Below are 18,661 nucleotides of genomic sequence, written 5' to 3'. Positions count from 1 at the left end.
GACAGTTTACATCGTAATCCCGGAACCCTTATGGCTGAACCCCGTTTTATTCATCTGCACGTACATAGCGACTACTCCATGATCGATGGACTGGCGAAAACGGGGGCGTTGGTCAAAAAAGCGGCTTCACTGAACATGCCGGCGCTGGCCATCACTGATTTCACGAACCTTTGCGGGCTGGTGAAATTTTACGGTTCAGCGCATGGCGCCGGTATAAAACCGATTATCGGCGCGGACTTCCGTGTTGCCAGTGATCTGACGGGGGATGAGCTCACTTTTCTGACCGTTCTGGCCAGTGATAATACCGGTTATCAGAACCTGACCTTACTGATCTCCAAAGCCTATCAACGGGGATACGGCCTGCAAGGCCCCACCATTGATCGTGACTGGCTGATGGAGCTGAACGACGGTTTGATCCTGCTTTCCGGCGGGCGTAAAGGCGATGTCGGACGCAGCCTGCTGCGCGGTAATAATGCATTGGTCCACGAGTGTCTGGCATTTTATCAGCAGTATTTCCCTGATCGTTATTATCTCGAATTACACCGCACCGGGCGTCCGGAGGAAGAAGAGTATCTGCATCGGGCCATTGAATTAGCCCGGGAACAGGAGATCCCTGTTGTTGCGACGAATGATGTCTGCTTTCTGAGTGAAACCGATTTTGATGCGCATGAAATCCGTGTCGCTATCCACGATGGTTATACACTGGACGATCCTAAGCGCCCCCGTCTGTACAGCGCGCAACAATATTTGCGCAGTGAAGACGAGATGTGTGCGCTGTTCGCCGATATCCCGGAAGCCCTGGAGAACAGTGTCGAAATCGCCCGCCGCTGTAACGTCACGGTGCGTCTGGGGGAATATTTCCTGCCGCAATTCCCGACCGGAGACATGAGCACGGAGGACTTCCTGGTGGTCAGTTCCCGCCAGGGGTTGGAAGAGCGACTGGAGTTCCTGTTTCCTGATCCGCAGGTGCGGAGTGCAAAGCGCCCGGCCTATGACGAACGCCTGCAGATAGAGCTGGACGTGATTAACCAGATGGGGTTCCCCGGATACTTCCTGATAGTGATGGAGTTTATCCAGTGGTCCAAGGATAACGGTGTACCGGTAGGGCCAGGCAGGGGGTCCGGTGCCGGCTCCTTGGTCGCTTATGCACTGAAAATTACCGATCTCGACCCGCTGGAATTTGACCTGCTGTTCGAACGTTTCCTGAACCCGGAACGTGTTTCTATGCCCGACTTTGACGTCGATTTTTGCATGGAAAAAAGGGACCTGGTCATCGACCACGTGGCGGAGATGTACGGCCGTGAAGCCGTTTCACAGATCATCACCTTCGGTACCATGGCGGCGAAAGCGGTTATCCGTGATGTCGGACGCGTTCTGGGACATCCTTACGGGTTTGTTGATCGTATTTCCAAACTGGTACCGCCGGATCCCGGCATGACCCTGGAAAAAGCGTTTGTCGCAGAACCCCAGCTTCCTGAGATTTACGAAGCCGATGAGGAAGTCAAAGCCCTTATCGATATGGCCCGTAAGCTAGAGGGGGTGACCCGTAACGCCGGTAAACATGCCGGGGGCGTGGTCATCGCGCCGACCAAAATTACTGATTTTGCCCCGCTGTATTGTGATGAGCTCGGTCAGCATCCGGTCACCCAGTTTGATAAAAATGATGTCGAGTATGCAGGGCTGGTAAAGTTTGACTTCCTTGGTCTGCGTACCCTGACGATCATTAACTGGGCATTAGAGATGATCAATGCCCGGCGGGAAAAACAAGGCGAACCGCCTATCGATATTGCGTCGATCCCGCTGGAAGATAAGAAAAGTTTTGATATGCTGCAGCGGGCGGAAACTACCGCGGTTTTCCAGCTTGAATCCCGCGGTATGAAAGACCTGATTAAACGTCTGAAGCCTGACTGCTTTGAAGATATGATAGCCCTGGTGGCATTGTTCCGTCCGGGACCCTTACAGTCAGGAATGGTCGATAACTTTATCGACCGTAAGCACGGACGTGAAGCTATTTCCTATCCGGATATTCAGTGGCAACATGAATCGCTGCAACCGGTGCTTGAGCCGACCTATGGTATTATCCTCTACCAGGAACAGGTCATGCAGATAGCCCAGGTACTGGCAGGGTATACCCTCGGTGGAGCAGATATGCTGCGCCGTGCCATGGGTAAAAAGAAACCGGAAGAGATGGCCAAGCAGCGCTCGGTATTTCGTGACGGCGCGGAGAGTATGGGCATCGATGGCGAGCTGTCGATGAAAATCTTTGACCTGGTGGAAAAGTTCGCCGGGTATGGGTTTAACAAATCCCACTCTGCGGCCTACGCACTGGTTTCCTATCAGACCCTGTGGCTGAAAGCACATTATCCGGCGGAATTTATGGCGGCGGTGATGACTGCGGATATGGATAACACCGAAAAAGTCGTCGGGCTGGTGGATGAATGCTGGCGAATGGGGCTGAAAGTATTACCCCCGGATATTAACTCCGGCCTGTACCCGTTCCATGTGAATGATGAGGGCGAGATAGTTTATGGTATCGGTGCTATCAAAGGTGTCGGCGAAGGTCCGATAGAAGCGATCCTCGAAGCACGAAACAATGGCGGATATTTCAGAGAGCTATTCGACCTGTGTGCCAGAACCGATATTAAAAAAATAAATCGCCGGGTGATGGAAAAACTGATAATGTCCGGGGCCTTTGATCGGTTAGGGCCTCATCGGGCGGCATTGATGAGCTCACTGAACGATGCGCTGAAGGCTGCCGATCAGCATGCTAAAGCCGAGGCCATAGGCCAGGCCGATATGTTCGGTGTGCTGGCAGACGAGCCGGAGCAGGTCGAACAGTCATATGCCAGTGTATTACCGTGGCCGGAACAGGTTCGCCTGGATGGCGAGCGGGAGACGCTGGGGCTATATCTGACCGGGCACCCGATCACTCAGTATCTGAAAGAAATCGAGCGTTATGCCGGGGGGACACGTCTTAAAGATATGCACCCGACAGATCGTGGTAAGATAACCGTTGCTGCCGGGTTGGTTTTGGCGGCGCGTGTTATGGTGACCAAGCGTGGTAACCGTATTGGCATCTGTACTCTTGATGACCGTTCAGGGCGTCTGGAGGTCATGCTGTTTACTGATGCCCTTGATAAATACCAGCATTTGCTGGAAAAAGATCGTATTCTGATCGTCAGCGGACAGGTCAGCTTTGATGATTTCAGTGGCGGGCTTAAAATGACTGCCAGGGAAATCATGGATATCGATGAAGCGCGTGAAAAATATGCTCGCGGTCTTGCTATCTCGCTGACGGACAGGCAAATTGATGACCAGCTTTTAAACCGTCTCCGTCAGTCCCTGGAGCCGTATCGTTCGGGGACCATTCCGGTACATCTCTACTATCAGAGAGAGGATGCTCGGGCAAGGTTGCGCTTTGGTGCATCGTGGCGAATCTCGCCCAGTGATCGTCTGCTCAACGATTTACGTTTATTGATAGGGTCGGAGCAGGTGGAACTGGAGTTTGACTAAAACAGGAACATTATGAGTCTTAATTACCTGGATTTTGAACAACCAATTGCAGAACTTGAAGCGAAAATTGATTCGCTGAAATCCATTGGTCGTCAGGATGAAAAACATGACATTAATCTGGACGAGGAAATTCAGCGTCTGCGTGAGAAAAGCGTAGAACTGACGCGTAAAATTTTCTCTGACCTGGGGGCCTGGCAGGTGGCACAGCTTGCCCGTCATCCGATGCGTCCTTATACCCTGGATTATGTTCGTCATGCCTTTGAAGATTTTGATGAACTGGCCGGAGACCGTGCTTATGCCGATGATAAAGCTATCATTGGCGGAATTGCCCGGTTAGAAGGGCGTCCGGTGATGATTATTGGTCATCAGAAAGGCCGTGAAACCAAAGAGAAAATTCGTCGTAACTTTGGTATGCCGGCACCGGAAGGTTATCGTAAAGCGCTGCGCCTGATGGAAATGGCCGAACGCTTTAAAATGCCGGTACTGACCTTTATCGACACGCCGGGAGCTTACCCGGGCGTAGGCGCGGAAGAGCGTGGCCAGTCTGAGGCCATTGCCCGTAACTTACGTGAAATGTCGGGGCTGACCGTCCCGGTGATCTGTACCGTTATCGGTGAAGGTGGTTCAGGCGGAGCTCTGGCGATCGGCGTGGGTGATAAAGTGAATATGCTGCAGTACAGCACCTATTCTGTTATCTCTCCGGAAGGCTGTGCCTCCATCCTGTGGAAGAGTGCAGATAAAGCCCCTCTGGCCGCCGATGCGATGGGAATTGTCGCTTCACGTCTGAAAGAGCTGGAACTGATTGATACTGTGATCCCTGAACCTCTGGGCGGCGCACACCGTCATCCGGAAACGATGGCACAGTCACTGAAACAGCAACTGCTGGCAGACCTGGCGGAACTGGATGCATTAACCGGAGATGAACTGCTTAACCGCCGTTATCAGCGTTTAATGAATTACGGTTATGCCTGATCATCATCGATGACAGAGAAGGTCGCCTGAGGGCGGCCTTTTTTGTTTCAGGCACCCATCAGGCGCGACGGGGAACGCGTTCAGCCCGCAGCCACGGTTAAAAGGCAGTTGAATGTCCGACCGCTTATCCGTGAAACCTGCTGACGGGCCGTCAGTCACCCGGAATAAAAATATCCGATGGCGGTGCACCCGCCTGTTCGCCAGGGTTAAGCCGGTCTTACTGGCGTGTCTTTGAAAAACTATCGGCGGTGGCGGGAGATTTTTCTTCTGTCTGCGCCGGAGAGTCTTGTGCCGGGAGAGTAACCCGGGTAGCCTGGCCTGTCGATATCCCTGCTTTCACGGAGAAAAAATGCTGCCGGGACTTAAAGGAATTCATCATATTGCTATTATCGCTTCCGATTATCAGCGGAGCCGGCATTTTTACTGCACTCTATTGGGACTGACGTTACTCCGGGAGATTTATCGTGCGGAAAGAGACTCCTGGAAAGCCGATTTGGCACTGGAGGGGCAGTACATCATTGAACTGTTCTCTTTCCCTTCTCCTGCGGCCCGGCCGAACTATCCGGAAGCCACCGGTTTACGTCACCTGGCGTTCAGCGTAGAAGATCTCCGGCAAACGGTGAGTGCACTGGAACAACAGGGCGTAAGTTGTGAACCGATCCGGACCGATGAATTGACCGGCAAGTCATTCACCTTTTTCTTCGACCCTGACGGGTTACCGCTTGAGCTTTATCAGTTATAGTCGCGGATCACGCCCCGCGGTGATCCCTGCAGGGAAAGTACTGTGCGGGGAACGGGTAACCGCTCAGCATCCACACGTGAATATCCTTAGCCGTATTTCGTTGAGGTCAGGAACGCTGATCTCCGGCTTCAGGGGGGAATATACCGCTCGGGCATCGTGACTCTCCGTCAACGCCATTTATTCTCTCTGTCACTTGAATGCAGGTATCTTTCCCGCTAACGTGCCGGTTATTCTCTTTGCTGTAAATGTCATGGATCATGAGCCAGAAAATAGTGTTACCTGAAACGTTATCCCTGCAAGGCTATGACCACTTACTGGTGGCTTTCAGTGGCGGTATGGACTCTGCGGTACTGCTCCATATGCTCGCCGGCTTGCGTGAGACCCGGGGAATTACCCTGCGGGCGGTCCATATCCATCATGGTATCAGCCGGTATGCCGATGACTGGCAACAACATTGCCAGCAGGTCTGTGATGAGCTGGGAGTCCCCTTGCTGATCAGAAAAGTGACACTGCATACGGAAGGCCGGGGAACAGAAGCCGCCGCCAGGGAAGCCCGCTATGCGGCATTTTCTGAGCTACTGCAGGCCGGGGAAGCACTGGTCACCGCGCATCACCAGGATGATCAATGTGAAACGTTATTACTGGCGCTGAAACGGGGCAGTGGCCCCGCCGGGTTGTCAGCCATGCCGCCGGTACTCCGCTTTTGTTCAGAGGTATTAATCAGACCGTTGCTTTCGTTTACCCGTCAGCAACTGGCTGCGTATGCTGCCCATCATCAGTTGCAATGGGTCGAAGATGACAGTAATCAGGACCCCGCCTATGACCGTAATTTTCTGCGTCTGCAGATCCTCCCTCAGCTTGAACAACGCTGGCCGCATTTCACTGCCGCGGTCACCCGCAGTGCGGAACTCTGTGGTGAACAGGAAGCTCTGCTGGATGAATTATTACGACCGGAGCTTGCTCACCTGCTCACGCATGAAAATGCACTGCCTGTTGCCCCATTAGCCGGTTTCAGTGCCGTCAAACGAGCGGCAGTATTACGACGCTGGCTGATGCATTGCGGAGCGCCTATGCCGTCACGAGATGCGCTGGCCCGCCTGTGGCGGGAGGTCGCCCTGAGCCGTGACGATGCAAATCCCCGGCTGAGCCTGGGGGAAGGGGAACTGAGGCGTTATGACCAGCACCTGTGGTGGGTGAGGGTAACTGCAGGGCAGCGTCAGACGCACCTTCACTGGGCCGACAGACACACTCCGTTGCCTTTACCGGCCGGTCTGGGCTGTTTAGCTACGGCAGAACAGGGCATTAAATTACGCCGGCCAGCGGCCGATGAGCAGTTATCGGTGAGATTCAGCGTACAAGGAAAGCTCTATATTGTCGGACGGGATCGTGGCAGGAGTCTGAAAAAAATCTGGCAGGAATGTGGTGTCCCCCCGTGGCGCCGTGAAATAACGCCGATCCTCTTTTATAACGATGAGCCGGTCTGTGCTCCGGGCGTTTTTGTTACCCGGTATGCGGATCCCAAAGATTTACCTGATTCGCACTGCTGGTGGCTGAACTGGACAGGACGGCCCTGAAGGATAAGTCAGGCCGGAGAGAGGGCAGCCCGCAGGCTGCCTGCGTATTGGCTTAGCTTTCGCTGATGGTGACGGTACCGATTTCCGGGTGGCTGAAACTGACAATACTGTCCAGGCGTAGCTCACGGGAGAGATTATTTTCATCCACAATCAGGTATTCCACATTTTTGCGGGATAACAGGTCGCTGGCTTTCGCCTGCAATGTTTCGCCGTTTTTCAGCTCAATCATGAGTACCAGATGGTGCTGGCAGGCGAGTTCAAGGTTGTCATAATCATCGCAGTTGATGGGTTGATACGTATCGTTCATTGACATAGTCGCTCACCGTGATTGCTTAGCGGTTAATACCGCATAATCCCTGATTAGCCCATCACTCCTCTTCCCGGCGTACACCGGACCGGAGGATGAACTGCCGAACTGAGCACCAGCACCCGGTTTCGCGGGCGACTGATAGCTTCTGCATAGCGTGTGTGCATTACCTCACAGACAATCACCCTCTGCAAACCCTCCTTTCAGCATCGCCGCTTATCTGTATTTTATTGACCAGCCTAGTCTTCCGTCACGCCGATAGCAAGTTCTGACGCAGCTTCAGGATATCAGCAGAAAGTATAATCCCGTTTCATATCACCCCCGCCTTTCCGCTACAATAGGTGAATTCTGTACAGGAGGGGCAATGGCCTTAAAAGCGACTATCTATAAAGCATCGGTGAATATTGCCGATCTCGACCGGCAATATTTTTCAGATGTTCAGCTTACGCTGGCCCGGCATCCTTCTGAAACCCGCGAGCGTATGATGTTGCGGTTACTTGCCTGGGTTATTTATGCTGACGAACGATTACAATTTACCAAAGGGCTGTCAGCCGACGAAGAACCGGAGATCTGGCTGCATCATGATTACGGCTCGGTCAGGCTCTGGATTGAACTGGGGTTACCCGAGGAACGCCGCCTGAAAAAAGCCTCAGCGGTGGCTGACCAGGTGGTTCTCTTTGCTTACAGCGAGCGGGCAGCCAGAGTCTGGTGGCAGCAAAACAGCGATAAGCTGGCAGCGATCGGTAATCTCACTCTCTGGTTTATCGATGATCAGCAACTGGCCAGCCTGAGTGAGTTTGCTGACCGGAATATGAATCTGCAGGTCACCTTGCAGGAAGAGATGATCTGGCTTTCCGGGGGTGACCGGAATACTGAATTACGTTTAACCCAATGGCAGGCAGCAAAATGATCGACATCGGCCGCGGAATTACCCTGGACCCTGAGGATATCCGGCTGAGTGCCATCCGGGCGCAGGGTGCAGGGGGACAGCATGTGAATAAAGCGTCGACGGCAGTCCATCTGCGCTTCGATATCAAAGCCTCACAGCTTCCGGAGCCGGTTCAGCAGAAGCTATTACAGGTAAACCATCATCTGATCACGGCGGATGGGGTAGTGGTGATCAAATCCCAGTCTTTCCGCAGTCAGGATAAAAACCGGACGGCTGCCATTGAACGGCTGGTGGATCTTATCCGCGAACTGATCCATGAAGAGGCCCCCCGGAAAGCGACCCGTCCGACACGGGCTTCCCGCATCAGGCGACTGCAATCGAAATCACGTAATTCGGCCACTAAAAACCTGCGGGGCAAGGTCCGGGATTTAGGCTAAAGGCAGCCCGGCCGGGAGGTTATTCCGTCAGTAATTTGTAGTAATAGGTCGTACTTTCCAATTCACCGTCATGATTTATCACAAACTGAGGGATTGTCCCGGCTTGCTGATAGCCGGATTGCTGATAGAGCAGGGAGGCGGTATCGCCGGTACGGGTATCCAGTACCAGCAGCGTCCGGCCGCTATTCCGGGCCAGTGTCTCAACAGCGTTCAGTAACTGGCGGGCTATGCCCTGCCGCCGGTAAGCGGTATGCACCATCAGCTTTTCGATATCAGCCCGGTGCAGCCCGTTTTTCTTCCCGCAAAAGGCTATCTGAATCGCACCGGCTACCTGTTCCTGGTGCAAAGCGACCAGTAATCTCCGGGAACCTTCTTTCAGTGATGACTCAATACTTATCCAGTAATTCTCCGCTTCCTTTGCTTCCAGCGGGCGGATAAAGCCGACTGACGCGCCGCTGTTTACACTATCGGTGAGCAGTGCAATTAATCCGTCCCTGCAGGTATCGGGGGTATCGGTCGTGATAATCTTCATGAGGATCCCTGTTCCCGGGGAAAAATCTGCCTTTCAAAATAACAGCTTGTCTGACGCAGCTGAAGCTTTTTTCAGGTGAAAAAAAACACACAACAGTGTTGTGTGTTTTTAATCAAAGCGGGCTTTCCGGAAGGGAAAATAATCAGTTCGGGATGCGGGCGGTCAGGTAACTGACGATCTCATCGGATTTGATCATTTTCTTTTCTGCATCACGGCGGTGTTTATACTCAATCTCACCGTTATCCAGGTTACGGTCACCGATAACAATGGTATGAGGTACGCCGATCAGTTCCATATCTGCAAACATCACACCCGGACGTTCTTTACGGTCATCGAGGATCACCTCAATACCCTGAGCGCGTAGCTGGTCATATAACGCTTCAGCCAGTTGTTGCACCCGGAAGGATTTGTGCATATTCATCGGCAGAATAGCGACCTGGAAAGGTGCGAGTGCGTCCGGCCAGATAATACCGCGCTCATCATGGTTCTGCTCGATGGCGGCGGCTACCACACGGGTAATACCGATACCATAGCAGCCCATGGTCAGGGTCTGGTTACGACCCTCTTCGCCCTGAACAGTGGCTTTCAGTGCTTCCGAATATTTTGTGCCCAGCTGGAAGATATGGCCCACTTCGATACCGCGCTTAATCTGCAGGATACCCTGGCCATCCGGGCTGCGATCACCTTCCACGACATTACGGATATCCGCAACACGGGCTTCCGGCAGGTCACGGCCCCAATTGATACCAAACCAATGTTTGCCATCAATGTTTGCTCCGGCACTGAAATCACTCATTTTCGCGACGGTACGGTCAGCAATTACAGGGATCGTCAGTCCGACCGGGCCCAGAGAACCTGCGCCGGCACCGATAACCTGACGGATTTCTTCGTCGGTTGCAAAGCAGAGGGGGGCGGCAACGACGTCCAGCTTCTCGGCTTTAACTTCGTTCAGTTGATGATCCCCACGGACCAGCAGGGCAACCAGCGGATGTCCGCTCTCTTCGGTCGCTTTAACCAGCAATGTTTTCACGGTTTTTTCGACCGGGAGACTGAATTGCTCTACCAGTTCTGCAATAGTTTTCGCATCAGGGGTATCGACCTGAGTCATTTCCTGCGTAGCCGCAGGGCGTTCACCTTCCGGAGCAACGGCTTCGGCCAGCTCAATGTTAGCCGCGTAATCCGAGCTGTCAGAGAAGATAACATCATCTTCGCCGTTTTTCGCCAGTACCTGGAATTCATGCGATGCGCTGCCACCGATCGAGCCGGTATCAGCCTGCACAGCACGGAAATCCAGTCCCATACGGCTGAAGCTCTGACTGTACGCCTGATACATTGCATCATACGTTTCCTGCAGGGATGCCTGAGAAGTATGGAAGGAGTAGGCGTCTTTCATTACAAACTCACGTGAACGCATCACACCAAACCGGGGACGCACTTCATCACGGAATTTTGTCTGGATCTGGTACAGGTTCAGAGGTAACTGCTTGTAGGAACTCAGTTCATTACGGATCAGGTCGGTGATGACCTCTTCATGGGTAGGACCCAGAACAAACGGACGTTCGTTACGATCTTTAATGCGCAGCAGTTCCGGGCCATACTGCTCCCAGCGTCCGCTTTCTTCCCATAAATCGGCAGGCTGCACGACCGGCATGCTGATTTCAACGGCACCGGCATTATCCATCTCTTCACGGACAATTTTTTCGACCTTTTTCATTACCCGTAAGCCGGTGGGCAGCCAGGTATACAGCCCTGATGCCAGCTTACGGATCATGCCGGCACGTAACATTAACTGATGGCTGATAACTTCAGCATCAGAAGGAGTCTCCTTCAGGGTGGAGAGCATGTATTTAGAAGTACGCATTAATAAATATTCCAGTTAAACGGAAGATCGAAAAGTGATGATTACAGGCTGGCGGCTAGTGTACCAGTGAGTTGCGTTGTCAAAAAGCGTGATTTAACCCGGCTCAATGGCAAAGACTTCATTCCCCTGGCCGGTAATACGCCAGCGGACATTAAAGTCGAGCAGACGTGCGGCATAATCCCGGTTGTCATCGCTTTGTTTCCGGTAAGCCGGTCGCGGATCCTGTGCAAGCACCTCAGATAAAAATTGCTCAAGCCGGGGATACTGCTCCGCCAGCAGAGACAGTTGCTGTCTGGCTTCTGCGGTAAATGTCACCGGCATATCAGCCACCGGCGCCTGCTGGGCATATCCGGCACGGGCATCGGGTACTGCTTCGGCAAAAGGCAGATAAGGCTTGATATCAATCACCGGCGTGCCATCGACCAGATCCAGACTGCCTAACTCCAGTACAACCTGCTGATTTCCGGTGCGGATCCCTTCCAGGGAAACGAGCGACATACCTATCGGATTCGGGCGAAAGGTAGAGCGGGTCGCAAAAACGCCCATGCGTTCATTTCCGCCAAGACGGGGAGGGCGAACGGTAGGACGCCACCCCTGCTGCATCGTCTGATGGAAAACAAAAATGACCCATAAATGACTGAACTGCTCCAGGCCCCGTACGGCATCGTTCTGATTATAAGGCGGCAGTAAATGCAGCTCCCCGCCTTCCTGAGTTACCAGGCCCGGCTGGCGGGGAACGGCGAATTTCTCTTTCCACGGGGAGCGTATGACCCCGAGGGTATTGAAGGTAAATTCACTCATTGGGCCGAGACTTGCAGTGCCGATCCCTGACATACCGCCTGACGGTAACATCCTGCGGTCGTAGTCACGACAGCACACTGGTGCAGCAGGACAGCATTGGCTTTTAATTCCGAGGCTTTTATCTGCATACGTTTGCGTGCTGTATTGATATTCGCCGGAGAGTCCTGGCTGCCGGACTGGCAATCTTCGCCGGAGACTTCCCCCAGGTCCCGGAACGGCTTACTCAGCAATTCTGTCGGGGAGGTATAAATCTGCACCGTTGTGGCTCGATGGGCATACTTATTGCGTGCCGGCTCACTGTGTTTTGCTGATGTAAGCGGCTGACGAGCAGGAGGTTCATGATGAACGGAACAGCCTGTCAGCATTAACGCAAACACGCAAAGCGGAAACAGACGCATTGGATAACCCTCATAAAATATAAACAGCGGGTATTGAAACAAGAGCGTAGGAAAATAACAAGTCACCGCGTGCAGAAATAAAAAAGGGCGGCATCTCTGCCGCCCTGGTCATTGCCGGTCTGATTTTACCAGCCTTTAACCGCACCGCCGTTAAAGATTTTATTCGCAGCGTCTGCAACTTCATCAGACTGATAAGCTTTGATAAAGTTTTTCACATTCTGCGCATCTTTGTTGTCTTCACGGGTCACGATCAGATTCACATAAGGAGAATCTTTATCTTCCACGAAGATCCCGTCTTTCTGTGGTGTCAGACCAATCTGGCTGGCATAAGTGGTGTTGATGATGGCCAGTGCGATTTTGCTGTCATCCAGAGAACGAGGTAACTGAGGCGCTTCCAGTTCAACAATTTTAAGGTGTTTCGGGTTTTCGGTAATATCCAGAGTGGTCGGCAGCAGTCCGACACCGTCCTTCAGCTTAATAAGACCGGTTTTCTGCAGCAGCAGCAAGGAACGACCGAGGTTAGTCGGGTCATTCGGAATAGCGATTTGATCACCGTCTTTCAGCTGATCAATGGATTTAATTTTCTTGGAGTAGCCGGCAATCGGGTAAACAAAGGTATTGGCTACCGCCACCAGTTTGTATCCGCGATCTTTGATCTGCTGGTCAAGATACGGTTTGTGCTGGAAAGCATTGGCATCAATATCCCCTTTGCTCAGCGCTTCATTAGGCAGCACATAATCGTTAAAGGTCACCAGCTCAACATCCAGACCGTATTTTTCTTTTGCCACTTTTTTAGCGACTTCAGCAACCTGCTGTTCGGCACCGGCAATAACACCCACTTTGATGTGGTTTTCATCTTCTTTATTTTTCTGACCGCAGCCTGACAGTGCGATCACACCAATCAGAGCCCCTGCAGCGGCGATTTTCTTAAAGGTAAAGGTCATCTTCTCTTCCTTAATTAAAATTATATAAATTACTTATTTCCGGGAAACGGCACGAACAATTCGGTCGCCACAGAACTGAATTAAATACACCAGAATCACCAGTAATACTAATACCGAATTCATCACAAACGCGTCATAACCGATATAACCGTACTGGATACCGATCTGACCCAGCCCGCCGGCACCGACGGCACCCCCCATCGCAGAGTAACCGACCAGCGTGATCAGGGTAATCGTGGCAGCGTTGATTAATCCCGGTAATGCTTCCGGTAACAGCACCTTGCGAATAATTTGCATTGGCGTCGCCCCCATCGCACGGGAAGCCTCAATCAGCCCTGCCGGGAGTTCAAGCAAGGTATTTTCCACCATGCGGGCAATAAAGGGTGCCGCGCCGATGGTCAGCGGTACGATCGCCGCCTGTAAGCCTATCGATGTTCCAACCAGGATACGGGTAAAAGGGATCATCCAGACCAGCAGAATAATGAACGGGATGGACCGGAAGATGTTGACGATGGCAGAGATAGCCCGGTACAGCGACTTATTTGCCATAATCTGTCCCGGACGGGTGATATACAATAATACCCCGACCGGCAGTCCGAGAACGAACCCGAAGAAACCTGAGACAAAGGTCATGATCAGTGTTTCCCAGACACCGCCAGCCAGTAACCAAATCATGGCGTCAGACATACCCTAATACCTCTGCTTTAACATGTTGTTCGCGTAGCCATTGGATGGCATCGCTGCTGTCTTTACTCTCGCCGGCCATTTCGGTCAGCATAATGCCGAATTTAACTCCGCCGGCATAATCCATCTGAGCGCTGATGATATTGCAATCCACACTGAAACGGCGGGCAACTTCAGACAGCAGAGGGGCATCCACCGAATCGCCGGTAAATTCGAGGCGCAGCAAAGGGATTTTGCCTTCACCGGTGGTCTGACTAAGGCGCTGTTGATAATCCTCAGGAATATCCAGATGCAGGGTCGACTGAATAAATTGCTGTGCCAGCGGGGTTTTCGGATGAGAGAACACCTCACTGACCTCATCTTTCTCAATGAGCTGCCCCTGACTGATGATTGCAACCTGATCACAGATGCGTTTAACGACATCCATCTCATGCGTAATCAGCATGATGGTCAGTCCGAGCCGCCGGTTGATATCTTTCAGCAGTTCGAGAATAGAACGGGTCGTGGCCGGGTCCAGGGCACTGGTGGCTTCATCGCAGAGCAGGACTTTCGGGTCACAGGCCAGGGCTCTGGCAATGGCGACACGTTGTTTCTGTCCTCCTGACAGATTTCCGGGACGGGAATCATGCTTATCACCCAGTCCGACAAGCTCCAGCAGGGCGGTGACTTTCTGTTTGATTTCTTCACGCGGACGATTTTCCAGTTCCAGCGGTAATGCCACGTTGCCGAAAACCGTGCGGGAATTTAACAGGTTAAAATGCTGGAAAATCATGCCAATCTGACGGCGTGCCAGCGTTAGCTGTTTTTCAGAGAATGCCGTCAGGTCCTGATTATCCACCAGTACCCGGCCGGATGTGGGACGTTCCAGCAGGTTGACGCAGCGGATCAGTGTACTTTTCCCGGCGCCGGAGGCACCGATCACCCCGTAAATTTGTCCGGCAGGGACATGCAGACTGACGTCAGACAATGCGGTAATTGTCTGTGTTCCCTGGGTGAACACTTTGCTGATGTTTTCTAATTTAATCATCTATGTATTCGATTTTTTATAAGATATTACGGTAGCTGTAAGACATTTCAGCAGTGACAATGTCTGTAATGGAAAGGATGTTAAGGCATCCAGACGTCTAAATCAATGAAAGTCTTATCGTCATTTCGCATATGTGATAGCCGTCTGATAGGTGTCAAAACTCTGTCGGGGATTGCTCAAGATAAGGGAGGCTTCAATATCACAGGTCCTCCCTCAGACAGGGCGGGAGTCATCGTGCGGGCAGGGTCAGTTGAAAACCATGCTAATGAAAGCAGATACGAATAAAAGAAGCGTAGTAAGGCCAGTTGTAGAACTTAATGTTATTTCTTTTAACAACGGAGCGGTTAAGTTTGATGGAAGAGCGCGAATAAAATCATACTGTTCGCAGGTAATACCCTGTTTGATGAGAAATTTCTGGTTTTTCTCTTTGAGTAGTATCTGGTAATAAGAATAATTTCTGAAGTAAAAATATTTTATCTTTGGGAGAGAAAAGTAAAGTTCAACGCTTGGCGGGTAGCAGCCAAAACGTTGGTAGAACAGCTTAGTTATTTCTTTATCTCTGGGACGAACGACAAAAAAAGCATAACTATAAGAAATAAGCGCCATTAATACGAGTAATGCGGTAAGACCTAATAATAACAGCAGGTCTATCGGGAGTTTACTGATCATTAGTCACCTCGTAGATCTTGTTACCAATATATTTTCCGAACATTGACCCTACAGTGCTTCCAGCCAGACTGATGATAACTGAGCAGGCGATGATACCCACCGGTGAAAAGCTTAATGCCACATATAGCGGAATGGGAAGAAAACCACCCGCAACCCCCAAAGAAAAGCTACCGATTTCGGTAAAAGTGGTTTTTTTACATTCATTTTCTCTGCCTGAGGAACAGCTTTTGTAAATTGTATTTATTGAGCCTAATCCACTAAAAACGATACCTGCATAGCCAACTCGTTTCATGATGGTATGCATTTTAGCCGCCTGGGCGATATGTGTAGAGTAACCAGGAAGGTCAGTGACACCGGATGCTTTCCAGTGATGGACAATAGATTTCGTTGACAGTGAAAGCGTATTTTTCATTTTGCTATATTCAGGTAATTTCATTGTCTTGAGTAAAAACTTAGTTTTTAGTAACGTTTCCAGTTTTGAAAATAGCTGTCTTCTCTGGGCGTAAATAACATCACCCGTAATGGCCCCCATGCTTTCAAAAGAGGATTTATATAACATGTTTATATTTTTGATTATTTTCTCTATCTGTTTGAAGTGCTCAGATCCAGCAACTCCGGCCAGGTCCGTTCCCATTTCCGCTATAGTTAAAAAATTAGCCAAGGTCTGATAGTTTTTATAGAAGAAATTATGGTCTGCTTTCTGCTCTGTTATAAGGTTAAGATAATAATTAACCTGATCCCTGGAATACATTAACTGAGACATATGATTCTGGTCGAATGAGGGATCTGCAGCAACTATAAGCATGCTGCCAGGACAGATGATTGTTCCGGCATTTAATTCTCTGAACAGTTTTCTTGAGATTGAGGGGGAATCCTTAGTGAAAATCTCATTTTCGAGCGATTCCAGGGAACAATATTTATCGGAGATTAAAAAACCCGGTTGAATCTTATCAGCAACATGACTATTAGTTGTTTTTATAAATATTCTAAAGCTGTCACCATCAGAAATATTTATCTCACTTTCAAACCTTTTTATACCTGATGTTGTATTGACGAATGCTGATATTGAGGCTCGATGAATACCGATGCTGCACTCCTCAAGTATAAAAGAACCCTCCGTTGTTTCGGATTCTCCACTTTCCCAATAACCATTGTCATCATCATAAAATTCATCGTCGGTCCGATGCCATTCGATCAAGCGGTTGGCATACCCCCGATTTGAAGATTCATCAAAATCATTATAGAGTAACTCAACTCGTTTGCACTCTCCAAATCGGCAGCTGTTAAAACTGAAATTTAATGAATATTTATTGTTGTGCATGGCTAATTTATCAAAAAAAATAACTTCTACATCATAACAACTGACATCTGCATGGATAGTCACTTTTTCAATGAGGGAGTCTTCAGCGTCCGATTGGGTAAACTCTTTTGTGTTTATTGGGGTTGAAAAAGATAAGTCTGTTCCTGAATATAAAATATAATCATGTTCACTGGTTTCCTTATTGAATTCACTCTCAATTATATTGTCCATATTTTCTAGTATGCTATTTATTTCATTTTTAATTTCTTCTTGTTCTTTATTTATTTTTGTAATTTTTGTGGATAGGTTTTCTATGTGTTTGTTCCGTTGTTCTGAAGGTGATTTGTTGGATAAGTAAGCCATTTTTTTGTTAATAAGATCTTTATTTTCATCCAGGGACGTACTGGTTTGAGAAAGGCTTTGTATTTGAGACTGGTGCATTCCATGGTTAGGGAATAGCCCCGAGATTAAAATTGTGTATCCTTCAATACCTTTATTTTTTGGAAAATAATTGATGGTTTTATCATATGAGAAACCCATGATCAAAGTCCCTTTATCAACAATTAGTAAATAAGGCTACCGGATTTTGTTTTTACAGATAGTGATGTTAATCACAACTATATTTTTATTTTTATTAACAACTTATTATGGCAATAAGTTGGTCGGATAGTTACCAGTGTTTAGGAGTAATAAAATAATTATCCTATCAACCGATGGATAGCGTCACTGTTTACAGTGCTGGTCATTTTTACAGATGCAGGTGATGCAGGTATAGATGGAGATATAGATACAGATGGATCCTTACCGGGTGTCTTTCTGACCGGCATTGGGGCAGCAGCAGCTGATCAGTTTTCTGTAGGTAGTTATTGTGCCATCGATTATTGCGGGTAAAACTTCCCGGGACGGTAGTATATGTTTATCTCGTTGATATGTATGGATACATCTTGATGAAAACGGATGTCAACGCTTTATGCAGAAGCCCGGGACAGCTTTGTCATATAGATGAAAGAAATCTGAATGCAGAAGCCCGGGGCAGCTTTGCCATATAAATGAAAGAAATCTGAGAACAGGCAGTACCGTGATTTTACGGGGGGATAGCCAGTCCAAACCCGACACTGTTCTTTAAGGATAACTGAACGTTGCCGCGGTCCCGGCCGGCTTTTAATGCACTGACACCGCGGATCATGCGATAATGCGGCCAGTTAATCAGAGGAGTCATTGTGTGACAAATAAAATTCCGGCCATTTTTCTGGACAGAGACGGTACTATCAATATTGACCATGGTTTCGTACATCAGATCGACGACTTCCAATTTATCGATGGTGTTATCGAAGCCATGCAGGAATTGAAGAAAATGGGATATGCGCTGGTGGTGGTGACTAACCAGTCAGGGATTGCCCGCGGTAAGTATACAGAAGATCAGTTCATGCAACTGACCGAATGGATGGATTGGTCACTGGCTGATCGCGATGTTGAGCTGGATGGTATCTACTTCTGTCCACATCATCCTGAAGGGAGTGTTGCGGAATATACTCAGGTCTGCGATTGCCGCAAGCCGAAACCTGGCATGTTACTTTCCGGACAGGAGCAGCTGAATATCGATATGGCCGCATCTTATATGGTGGGTGATAAGCGGGAAGATATGCTGGCAGCTCAGGCGGCAGGTGTCGGACATAAAATTCTGGTTCGTAGCGGGCAACCTTTAGATAAAACAGCGGAAGAAACTGCCGATGTTGTACTCAACAGCCTGGCTGAGTTACCTGCTTTTATCAAAAATGCAGCGAAATAGCCTGGAAATAGTACAGATTGTGTGAAGTTTCAGCGAACGATAATTTATTTGAAATAAACCCTTGTCAGAAAAAATTATCTCCCTATAATGCGCTCCCACTGACACGGCAAAGCGCGATGCGCCACGGCGTGACAGGGACTGAAGCGATTCGGTCCGGGAGAAAAAATCACGAAATAGTGGTTGACTCCTGAGGTGAAAAGCGTAATATACGCCACCTCGCAA

General features: G+C 49.9%; 17 protein-coding genes. 7 read left to right on the top strand and 10 right to left on the bottom strand.

The genetic code is table 11. The annotated features are described in order from the left end of the window. Positions 1–30: 30 nt before the first annotated feature. From dnaE to tilS, 4 genes are all read left to right on the top strand, one after another. Positions 31–3,513, top strand: a complete 3,483-nt coding sequence (gene dnaE, locus JK223_RS04295; RefSeq protein ID WP_212712993.1) for a DNA polymerase III subunit alpha — start codon at positions 31–33, stop codon at positions 3,511–3,513. 12 nt (positions 3,514–3,525) lie between these two features. Then, positions 3,526–4,485 carry an acetyl-CoA carboxylase carboxyl transferase subunit alpha gene (gene accA / locus JK223_RS04290; RefSeq protein WP_212712992.1) on the top strand — a complete coding sequence of 320 codons (960 nt, stop codon included), beginning with the start codon at positions 3,526–3,528 and terminating at the stop codon, positions 4,483–4,485. Positions 4,486–4,834: 349 nt separating this feature from the next. Beyond that, positions 4,835–5,227 (top strand): VOC family protein, encoded by a 393-nt coding sequence (locus tag JK223_RS04285; protein ID WP_371813063.1) that lies wholly within the window; start codon positions 4,835–4,837, stop codon positions 5,225–5,227. Positions 5,228–5,484: 257 nt separating this feature from the next. Beyond that, positions 5,485–6,801, top strand: coding sequence for a tRNA lysidine(34) synthetase TilS (tilS, locus tag JK223_RS04280; RefSeq protein WP_212712991.1), 1,317 nt, complete (start codon positions 5,485–5,487; stop codon positions 6,799–6,801). A gap of 52 nt (positions 6,802–6,853) precedes the next feature. Here the strand turns inward: tilS and rof are convergent, their stop codons facing one another. Next, positions 6,854–7,114, bottom strand: coding sequence for a Rho-binding antiterminator (gene rof, locus JK223_RS04275; RefSeq protein ID WP_212712990.1), 261 nt, complete (start codon positions 7,112–7,114; stop codon positions 6,854–6,856). 358 nt (positions 7,115–7,472) lie between these two features. Between rof and JK223_RS04270 the strand changes: the two genes are divergently transcribed. Further along, positions 7,473–8,018: a YaeQ family protein gene (locus tag JK223_RS04270; protein WP_212712989.1), complete on the top strand. Its 546-nt coding sequence runs from the start codon at positions 7,473–7,475 to the stop codon at positions 8,016–8,018. Continuing rightward, the gene (arfB, locus tag JK223_RS04265; protein WP_212712988.1) at positions 8,015–8,434 is read left to right on the top strand and encodes an alternative ribosome rescue aminoacyl-tRNA hydrolase ArfB; all 420 of its coding nucleotides are present in this window, start codon (positions 8,015–8,017) and stop codon (positions 8,432–8,434) included. Before JK223_RS04270 ends, arfB begins: the two co-directional genes overlap by 4 nt. Positions 8,435–8,453: 19 nt before the next feature. On the opposite strand, the gene JK223_RS04260 is transcribed toward arfB, so the two are convergent. The 9 genes from JK223_RS04260 to JK223_RS04220 all read right to left on the bottom strand — a co-directional run bounded on the left by JK223_RS04260 (position 8,454) and on the right by JK223_RS04220 (position 17,190). Next, a complete protein-coding gene (locus JK223_RS04260; RefSeq protein ID WP_212712987.1) occupies positions 8,454–8,966 on the bottom strand; it encodes a GNAT family N-acetyltransferase in 513 nt (170 codons plus the stop codon). Between the two features lie 142 nt (positions 8,967–9,108). After that, positions 9,109–10,827: a proline--tRNA ligase gene (proS, locus tag JK223_RS04255; RefSeq protein WP_212712986.1), complete on the bottom strand. Its 1,719-nt coding sequence runs from the start codon at positions 10,825–10,827 to the stop codon at positions 9,109–9,111. 93 nt (positions 10,828–10,920) lie between these two features. Then, on the bottom strand, positions 10,921–11,628 hold the full coding sequence (tsaA, locus tag JK223_RS04250; protein ID WP_212712985.1) for a tRNA (N6-threonylcarbamoyladenosine(37)-N6)-methyltransferase TrmO: 708 nt from the start codon (positions 11,626–11,628) through the stop codon (positions 10,921–10,923). Further along, positions 11,625–12,026 carry an Rcs stress response system protein RcsF gene (gene rcsF, locus JK223_RS04245; protein WP_212712984.1) on the bottom strand — a complete coding sequence of 134 codons (402 nt, stop codon included), beginning with the start codon at positions 12,024–12,026 and terminating at the stop codon, positions 11,625–11,627. Before rcsF ends, tsaA begins: the two co-directional genes overlap by 4 nt. Positions 12,027–12,151: 125 nt before the next feature. After that, complete coding sequence (locus JK223_RS04240) at positions 12,152–12,970, bottom strand: MetQ/NlpA family lipoprotein (protein WP_212712983.1); 819 nt, start codon at positions 12,968–12,970, stop codon at positions 12,152–12,154. 33 nt (positions 12,971–13,003) lie between these two features. Next, on the bottom strand, positions 13,004–13,657 hold the full coding sequence (locus JK223_RS04235; RefSeq protein WP_212712982.1) for a methionine ABC transporter permease MetI: 654 nt from the start codon (positions 13,655–13,657) through the stop codon (positions 13,004–13,006). Beyond that, positions 13,650–14,681 carry a methionine ABC transporter ATP-binding protein MetN gene (gene metN, locus JK223_RS04230; protein ID WP_212712981.1) on the bottom strand — a complete coding sequence of 344 codons (1,032 nt, stop codon included), beginning with the start codon at positions 14,679–14,681 and terminating at the stop codon, positions 13,650–13,652. Before metN ends, JK223_RS04235 begins: the two co-directional genes overlap by 8 nt. A 246-nt stretch (positions 14,682–14,927) precedes the next feature. Continuing rightward, entirely contained in the window at positions 14,928–15,350 is a 423-nt protein-coding gene (locus JK223_RS04225) for a hypothetical protein (protein ID WP_212712980.1), read from the bottom strand. Continuing rightward, positions 15,340–17,190, bottom strand: a complete 1,851-nt coding sequence (locus tag JK223_RS04220) for a hypothetical protein (RefSeq protein WP_212712979.1) — start codon at positions 17,188–17,190, stop codon at positions 15,340–15,342. Before JK223_RS04220 ends, JK223_RS04225 begins: the two co-directional genes overlap by 11 nt. A gap of 682 nt (positions 17,191–17,872) precedes the next feature. On the opposite strand from JK223_RS04220, the gene gmhB reads away from it, so the two are divergent. Then, positions 17,873–18,439, top strand: coding sequence for a D-glycero-beta-D-manno-heptose 1,7-bisphosphate 7-phosphatase (gene gmhB / locus JK223_RS04215; RefSeq protein ID WP_212712978.1), 567 nt, complete (start codon positions 17,873–17,875; stop codon positions 18,437–18,439). Positions 18,440–18,661 lie beyond the last annotated feature (222 nt).

The sequence above is a fragment of the Tatumella sp. JGM118 genome (assembly GCF_018257515.1).
Classification (GTDB): Bacteria; Pseudomonadota; Gammaproteobacteria; order Enterobacterales; family Enterobacteriaceae; genus Tatumella; species Tatumella terrea.
This window is presented reverse-complemented; position numbering and strand designations above follow the sequence as displayed.

Coding starts and splice junctions, on each gene's coding strand:
- JK223_RS04285 (WP_371813063.1), top strand. CDS start 4,835: ATGCTGCCGGGACTTAAAGGAATTCATCATATTGCTATTATCGCTTCC.
- JK223_RS04225 (WP_212712980.1), bottom strand. CDS start 15,350: ATGATCAGTAAACTCCCGATAGACCTGCTGTTATTATTAGGTCTTACC.
- rcsF (WP_212712984.1), bottom strand. CDS start 12,026: ATGCGTCTGTTTCCGCTTTGCGTGTTTGCGTTAATGCTGACAGGCTGT.
- metN (WP_212712981.1), bottom strand. CDS start 14,681: ATGATTAAATTAGAAAACATCAGCAAAGTGTTCACCCAGGGAACACAG.
- proS (WP_212712986.1), bottom strand. CDS start 10,827: ATGCGTACTTCTAAATACATGCTCTCCACCCTGAAGGAGACTCCTTCT.
- dnaE (WP_212712993.1), top strand. CDS start 31: ATGGCTGAACCCCGTTTTATTCATCTGCACGTACATAGCGACTACTCC.
- rof (WP_212712990.1), bottom strand. CDS start 7,114: ATGTCAATGAACGATACGTATCAACCCATCAACTGCGATGATTATGAC.
- arfB (WP_212712988.1), top strand. CDS start 8,015: ATGATCGACATCGGCCGCGGAATTACCCTGGACCCTGAGGATATCCGG.
- JK223_RS04270 (WP_212712989.1), top strand. CDS start 7,473: ATGGCCTTAAAAGCGACTATCTATAAAGCATCGGTGAATATTGCCGAT.
- tsaA (WP_212712985.1), bottom strand. CDS start 11,628: ATGAGTGAATTTACCTTCAATACCCTCGGGGTCATACGCTCCCCGTGG.
- JK223_RS04235 (WP_212712982.1), bottom strand. CDS start 13,657: ATGTCTGACGCCATGATTTGGTTACTGGCTGGCGGTGTCTGGGAAACA.
- JK223_RS04220 (WP_212712979.1), bottom strand. CDS start 17,190: ATGGGTTTCTCATATGATAAAACCATCAATTATTTTCCAAAAAATAAA.
- JK223_RS04260 (WP_212712987.1), bottom strand. CDS start 8,966: ATGAAGATTATCACGACCGATACCCCCGATACCTGCAGGGACGGATTA.
- tilS (WP_212712991.1), top strand. CDS start 5,485: ATGAGCCAGAAAATAGTGTTACCTGAAACGTTATCCCTGCAAGGCTAT.
- JK223_RS04240 (WP_212712983.1), bottom strand. CDS start 12,970: ATGACCTTTACCTTTAAGAAAATCGCCGCTGCAGGGGCTCTGATTGGT.
- accA (WP_212712992.1), top strand. CDS start 3,526: ATGAGTCTTAATTACCTGGATTTTGAACAACCAATTGCAGAACTTGAA.